General features: G+C 33.6%; 8 protein-coding genes. All 8 read left to right on the plus strand.

What is annotated here, in order from left to right; genetic code table 11:
- The coding region (locus PHI38_RS09295) for a patatin-like phospholipase family protein (RefSeq protein ID WP_299855447.1) at positions 1-200 on the plus strand (200 nt) is incomplete at its 5' end.
- The gene (locus PHI38_RS09300; RefSeq protein WP_299855449.1) at positions 140-691 is read left to right on the plus strand and encodes a patatin-like phospholipase family protein; all 552 of its coding nucleotides are present in this window, start codon (positions 140-142) and stop codon (positions 689-691) included. The genes PHI38_RS09295 and PHI38_RS09300, both read left to right, overlap by 61 nt.
- A 52-nt stretch (positions 692-743) precedes the next feature.
- The gene (locus PHI38_RS09305) at positions 744-1064 is read left to right on the plus strand and encodes an EF-hand domain-containing protein (protein WP_299855451.1); all 321 of its coding nucleotides are present in this window, start codon (positions 744-746) and stop codon (positions 1062-1064) included.
- Positions 1065-1229: 165 nt separating this feature from the next.
- Positions 1230-1631: a DUF1924 domain-containing protein gene (locus PHI38_RS09310; RefSeq protein WP_299855453.1), complete on the plus strand. Its 402-nt coding sequence runs from the start codon at positions 1230-1232 to the stop codon at positions 1629-1631.
- A gap of 9 nt (positions 1632-1640) precedes the next feature.
- Positions 1641-2147 carry a diheme cytochrome c gene (locus tag PHI38_RS09315; protein ID WP_299855455.1) on the plus strand — a complete coding sequence of 169 codons (507 nt, stop codon included), beginning with the start codon at positions 1641-1643 and terminating at the stop codon, positions 2145-2147.
- A 9-nt stretch (positions 2148-2156) separates the two neighbouring features.
- Positions 2157-3272 carry a cytochrome b/b6 domain-containing protein gene (locus tag PHI38_RS09320; RefSeq protein ID WP_299855457.1) on the plus strand — a complete coding sequence of 372 codons (1116 nt, stop codon included), beginning with the start codon at positions 2157-2159 and terminating at the stop codon, positions 3270-3272.
- On the plus strand, positions 3238-3648 hold the full coding sequence (locus tag PHI38_RS09325) for a hypothetical protein (protein ID WP_299855459.1): 411 nt from the start codon (positions 3238-3240) through the stop codon (positions 3646-3648). Before PHI38_RS09320 ends, PHI38_RS09325 begins: the two co-directional genes overlap by 35 nt.
- Positions 3641-4306 carry a response regulator transcription factor gene (locus tag PHI38_RS09330; protein WP_299855461.1) on the plus strand — a complete coding sequence of 222 codons (666 nt, stop codon included), beginning with the start codon at positions 3641-3643 and terminating at the stop codon, positions 4304-4306. The genes PHI38_RS09325 and PHI38_RS09330 overlap by 8 nt, the downstream gene beginning before the upstream one ends.
- Positions 4307-4409: the final 103 nt, after the last annotated feature.

The raw sequence follows: 4409 nt of genomic DNA on the forward strand, positions 1-4409 counted from the left end.
TAGGTGTACTAAAAGCCCTTGAAGAGTATGATATAGAGATAACATCTATCAGTGGTACGAGCGCTGGTGGAATCGTAGCCTCTCTTTATGCTTTTGGAAAAAGCGTAAAAGAGATAGAGCAGATAGTCTTAGGCTTTGAATGGAAAAATCTTGTAACGCTCACCTTTCAAAATACGCTATTTTATCAAACCAAAAAATAGGTGAGATGATAATAGAGAACATCGGAAATACAAAGATAGAAGATGCAAAGATACCTCTTAGCATGATAGCAACCGATATAACAAATGGAGAAAAAGTAATTATAGTTAAAGGTAGTACCTCTGATGCTGTGATGGCAACTACCTGTGTTCCGGGAATTTTCATCCCAGTAGAGCTTGGCGGAAGACTACTTGTAGATGGCGGAATCATAGAAAACGTTCCTTTTAGCGGTTTAAATAACCAAAATGTAGATTATATAATTGGTGTAGATTTAATATGTAACAACTCTCACAAAAAACCAGAAAACATTATTGAAGTTTTATACAACAGCTTTAATTTTTTAGTTAAAACAAATAAACTAATACAATCAAAAGATGCTCACCTACTCATAAAACCAGACCTCTCAAACTACAATGCCATAGATTTAGCTCAAATGAAAGAGCTTATCAATATAGGCTATAAAGAGACACGAAAGATGATGAAAAATCTATAATTAATATATTTAGATGTACAATATTCTTGATACCAAAACAAGGAGTATTATTATGAAAAGTTTAGTCGGATATGCAAAATTATCTATAGTTGCTGCTAGTTTACTTTTAATTGTTCCGTCAGTTGCCTCGGCACAAAAAATGGGTCGAGATATGCCAACTTTTGAGAGTTATGACTTAAATAAAGATGGAACTTTAACTGAGAGCGAAATGAATGAAGCTAGAGCTATAAGACAAGATAAGCGTAAAGCGGATGGCAAATTGCTTAGAAATAGCAAAAGCCCTTATCCATTTTCAGATATCGACACAAATAAAGATGGTGTTGTTGATAAAAAAGAGTTTGAAGAACACCAACTAAAAAGAAGAATACAATAAGTTATCGGCATGTTCGCATGCCGATACTCCTTCGTTATAAAACACTCCTTTAATCCCTTTCATTAATTTCTCTATAAATATGTCAAGAAATTGTTAAGAGAGTTCACATAAACATTTGACACAATCATTTTATACTTTTGGCATATATAAACAAAAGGAATAAAAATGAAACTCATATTTACCCTGCTTTTACTCATAAGCATCTCATATGCTTCAGTTGTTGATGAATATCTAGTTACTCTTGGAGCACAAGCTAAAGTTGAAAACCCTAACTTTAAAGGATTTGATGCAAAAAGAGGAGAGATAATTTTTACCTCAAAACATATAGGTAAAAAAGGCAAAGAGGTCTCATGTGTGTCTTGTCATGGAGATGATTTGAGCAAAGCTAGTAAAAACTTCTTTACAGCAAAAGAGATAGAGCCCCTCTCACCAAAAGCAAATCCAAATAGATTTAGTGAAGTAAAAACTATCGAGAAATGGATAAGAAGAAATTTCAACGATGTTTACAACCGTGAGGGAACAACCCTAGAAAAAGGTGATGTAGTCACATACATCATCAACAAATAAGGAGACAAGATGAAATCGTTAATCTTAATAACAGCACTTACATGTGCAGTTTTCGCAGGGAGCTTTAATAAAGCAGGTGTTGCCCCAGTAACAAATGAACTCTACAAAAAAGAGTGTGGCTCTTGCCACTTTGCATATCAACCAGGGCTTCTTCCTTCAAAGTCGTGGGATAAAATGATGCTAAACCTTAGTGATCATTTTGGTTCAGATGCTTCTTTAGAAAAAGAGGATTATGACTCTATTTTGGGGTATCTGCGTAAAAACAGTGCTGAGAAATTTATGAACTATAAAAGAAGCGCTAGGATTGTAAATAGCCTAAGAGCTGCAGAGACTCCTGAGTCTATCTCAAAAACTCCATATATAATTAAAAAGCATAAAAAAATAAGAGCAGATTTGATAACTCAGCAAGAGGTCAAGGGCATATTTAACTGCACAGCGTGCCATACAACTGCGCAAAAAGGGATATACAGCGAGAGAGATATTTTAATTCCTAATTTTGGCAAATGGGAAGACTAAGGAGAAAACATGTTTAAGTCCTACATATGGTCACTTCCCTCAAGAGTCTTTCACTGGCTCTTTGCAGGGCTAATACTACTGGCTTTTTTGAGTGATGATGATAAGTTACTAAACTATCATGCACTGATTGGTTATGGAATTTTGATTCTGCTTGTTTTTAGATTTTTTTGGGGTTATATTGGACCAAAATACTCAAGATTTAAAGATTTTCCGCTTGCATTCAAAGACGTAAAAGAGTTTGCATTGAACATCTTTAGCTCAAAGCAGAAATATATAGGGCACAACCCTATCGCCTCTTATGCAATGATAGGAATTTTTATAGTGGTTTTTATAACTATAATCACTGGTATTTTAGCTCTTGGTGTTGAAGAAGGTAAAGGTTTACTCTCTTCACTTAACAGCAGCTTTTTCAAAAGGATGGAGCTCTTTGAGCATATACATGAGTTTTTTAGTAATCTCTTACTTGCTCTAATTGCAGCGCATCTACTTGGGGTATTTAGCGATAGATTGCTTCATCCAGCGCATAAAACACTAAGCTCTATATTTAATGGCTTTAAAGTAACGAGTGAAGATTACAGCATTAGACTAAATATCGCTCAAAAGCTTTTTGCTTTCATATTTTTGACTCTCTTTATTGCTTTTTTGATTTTTAACATGGGAGCAAAAAACAACCCTCTAGTTGCTTCAATACATACAAGTGTTGATTATGAGAAGCAAAACCCTCTCTTTGTAAAGGAGTGTGCTTCTTGTCATATCATATATCCTCCTCATACACTCCCCTCTGCTTCGTGGGTAACTATGATGGGTGACTTAGAAAATCACTTTGGAGATGATGCTTCACTTGATGAGCAAGATAATAAAAATATTTTAGACTTTTTAGTGCAAAATAGCGCCGAGACCTCAAAACAAAAAGTGAGCGTCAAGATTTTAGATTCGATAAAAAATAAAGATATAATAGCAATAACTCAGAGCGACTTTTGGAAAAAAAAACATGAAGATATTCCAAAAAAGGTTTTTGCACATAAAGATGTTAAAAGTAAAGCAAACTGCAAAGCGTGTCATAGTGACATAGAAAAAGGATTGATTGAAAATGATAAGATTAAAGATATTAACGCTTTTATGTAGTCTATTTCTGCTTTTTTCTTTACATGCAGATAGTGACTATAAAGATAAACATATAAATAAAAAAAATCATATCTATAAAAATCTAGACTACCTAGAGCTTAGTCAAAACCAATATAGAGATATAAAAGAGATACTAAAAGAGTATAAAAAAGATTATGAAAAATTTAATAAAAAAAGAGAAAAAAAAGAGAAAAAACTTCAAGAACTAATAAGTGAAGATGAGTTTGATAAAGATAGATATGAAGACATTGCAAAAGAGATACAAGAAGATGCTATGGCTCTTGAGCTAAAAACATTAAAAAAGATTCACTCTATCTTATCACCCACTCAAAGGAAAAGTTTTTCATACTATTTGCAGGAGTGGAGAGTTGAGTAGAAAAGTTTTGCTTATAGAAGATGACTTGCAGATGCAAAACCTTATAACAGAGTATTTAAGGGAGTATGACTTTACATGCAATGCATTTGCGCATCCAAAAGACGCGATTTTGGAGCTTGAAAAAGATAGCTCTTACTCTATTGTTATACTTGACTTGATGCTTCCTGATATGGATGGTTTTGATGTTTTAAAGAAGATAAAAAACATAAGCACTACCCCAATCATAATCTCTTCAGCAAGAGGAGATATAGGAAACAAGATACATGGCTTTGATCTTGGAGCTGATGACTACCTTGCAAAACCTTATGAGCCAAGAGAGCTAGTTTTGCGAATAGAGCATATTCTAAAAAAGACTCATGACTCAAAGATAAGAGTTGGAGAGTTTGTCATAGATAAGGTCAACAGGGAAGTTGTCTTGGATGGTTATACGATTGATTTTACAAAAATAGAGTTTGAGATATTTATATTTTTAGTAGAGAACATGAACAAGATTTCTTCACGAGAGCAGATTATAAACGCAACTTCACTTGATGAAAACACAAAAAACAGAACAGTCGATACACATATAAGCAACATAAGAAACAAGATAGGTGATGACTCAAAAGAACCAATGTTCATTAAGTCCGTATGGGGCATCGGCTATAAGTTTGTGAGCTGACATGTCAATTTTAAAAAAGATATCGATACTTTTTTTAACAAGTTTTATCCTTATGGGCGTTATTGGTTTTTGGATAGATAGCATAAACTCCAAAAGAGTGGAT

Source organism: Sulfurimonas sp. (assembly GCF_028694895.1).
Classification (GTDB): domain Bacteria; phylum Campylobacterota; class Campylobacteria; order Campylobacterales; family Sulfurimonadaceae; genus Sulfurimonas.